Below are 2,007 nucleotides of genomic sequence, written 5' to 3'. Positions count from 1 at the left end.
ACCCCGGCCCGGTCAATGGCCGGGCTCGCGCCAGAGAGGTGGAGATCGGCGGGTGCGTTGACAAAGTCGGCCGGCTCGGTGGTGGAGGTGGCATTGGGACTGATGTTCGTGGGCCCGTTGAGGACGTTTTCCTGCTCGGTCCAGCCGGCGCCGTCCATCCACAGCGCGTTGCGGGCGGCCACCAGGATGTTTCCCCTGACGACGGTGGAGGCCGGGCACGACGCGTGGCAGACCAGAGCCTGGGAGTCCGCGCCGTCCAGCCACACGGTGTTGTATTCGAACGTGGTGCCGTTGGTCGGGCCGAAGGAGGACGTCCTGCCGCGCGCGATCAGCCCCATGGCCTGGGAGCAGTTGGGGCCGCAGGTGGACCGGACCAGGTTGTAGCTGTACGTGTTGCCGTCGGCAGTTCCGCCCTTCCCGCGCCCCAGTTCGGAGAAGACGTTGTTATCCACGGCCACGTTGTGGTGGATCCTGTTCCGGTTGCCGTTGAATATTTCGAACGCGCTGCCGTCGTGGCCAAAGTCGTAGGACAATGCGGTGGAGCCGGTGACGGTGTTGCTGGCGAACTCGTTGTCGCTGCCGTTGATCAGGAAGCCAAAGGCGCCCGAGTCGTCATCGCACTTCAGGGCCGTGGCGGTGCCGCACAGCTCCCCCGGCGTATTGACGTTCATGATGTTGTTGTCGGCAAGCGTGTTGTTGGTATAGGTGCCGAAGTCGGAGCCCTCGCTCACTTTGATGCCCGCGGCATTGTTCCTGGCGGCGGAGTTCCGCACGGAGCCGTGGTCGCCGTAGATGCTGAAGCCCGCATAGCCGCACGACTCCGCCCGCAGGCCGTCAACGGCGATGTAGTCGCCGTCGAGCTTGACGCACGTTCCTGCCAGTCCGCCCGTAACGACGGGCGGATCGCCGCTTCCATAGGCATTCAGCGTGACCTTGAGCCGGCTGGTGCCGCTCTGGCCGACCACAAGGCCGCCGGAGAAGATGTCTCCGCGGCGAAAGCTGACCGAATCCCCGGGCCGAAGCGCAGTGGCATTGACCTTGTCGAGCGTCGCCCAGGCTGACTGCGGCGACGTCCCGCCGTTGGCGTCACTGCCGTCGGCGCTCACGTAGTACGTGGTGCCCTCGGACGACGCCGGCGCGGACGCGGACGGGCCGCCGAGCAGTCCTCCCAGGAACAGCAGGACGAGCAGCGTGGCGGCGGCTGTGGACTTGATCTTCATGGGTGCACCTGGGTTTTCGCCATGTATCCGCGGTTCCGGGCGCCACCGCCAACCGGCGGACCACATCGGCACCCTGAGGGGCTTAACGCTAAGAGCGGTCCCGCCCTAAGTCAACGGACGGGTCCGGCCATGCGCGTCAAAATGTTCTTTTTTGCTACTTGACGTTCCTTATTGTGCGATTATGATAGCTAATGATGTGAGCTGCTTCACTCCACCCGCGTTATTTCAAAGGAGAAATTATGACCATGCATGAAGACGCACTGCTCCGGGCCTCCAGCCGAGGCGGGTGGGACCGGAGGACGCTGCTGAAGACCTTCGGCGCCGGAGCAGTCGCGATGGCCGGCATTCCCCTGCTCTCGGCCTGCACGGGCGGCAGCGCACCTGCCAGCGGCGGCGCCAAGACGGCCACGTTCGGTTCCGGGTCCTCCGACGAGGTCCCCAAGGCTGCCTACAAGGCGGTGACCGACGCTTTCCAGAAGAAGTCCGGCATCGCGGTCACCACCAACGTGGTGGCGCACAACGACTTCCAGAACAAGATCAACACCTACCTCCAGGGCAGCCCCGACGATTCGTTCACCTGGTTCGCCGGGTACCGCATGCAGTACTACGCCGGCAAGGGGCTGCTCGCCCCGATCGATGACGTCTGGGAAAAGGTCGGCGGAAATTACTCCGATGCCCTAAAAAAGGCCTCGACCGGAGCCGACGGCAAGATGTACCTGATCCCGAACTACAACTACCCCTGGGGCTTCTTCTACCGCAAGAGCCTCTGGACGGAAAAGGGGTACAC

At 64.3% G+C, this 2,007-nt stretch carries 2 protein-coding genes; one reads left to right on the top strand and one right to left on the bottom strand.

Features of this window, described 5'->3' with window-relative positions:
• Positions 1–1,220, bottom strand: a 1,220-nt coding sequence (locus LQV45_RS28365) for a hypothetical protein (protein ID WP_230010283.1), incomplete at its 3' end; no start/stop codon positions are given.
• Between the two features lie 239 nt (positions 1,221–1,459).
• Here LQV45_RS28365 and LQV45_RS28360 point away from each other — a divergent pair.
• Positions 1,460–2,007 (top strand): ABC transporter substrate-binding protein (locus LQV45_RS28360; protein ID WP_230010280.1); only part of this gene is annotated, 548 nt, incomplete at its 3' end.

The organism is Microbacterium sp. Bi128 (assembly GCF_918698205.1).
Note: the sequence above shows the minus strand (reverse complement) of the source record. Positions and strands in the feature narration are given on the sequence as shown.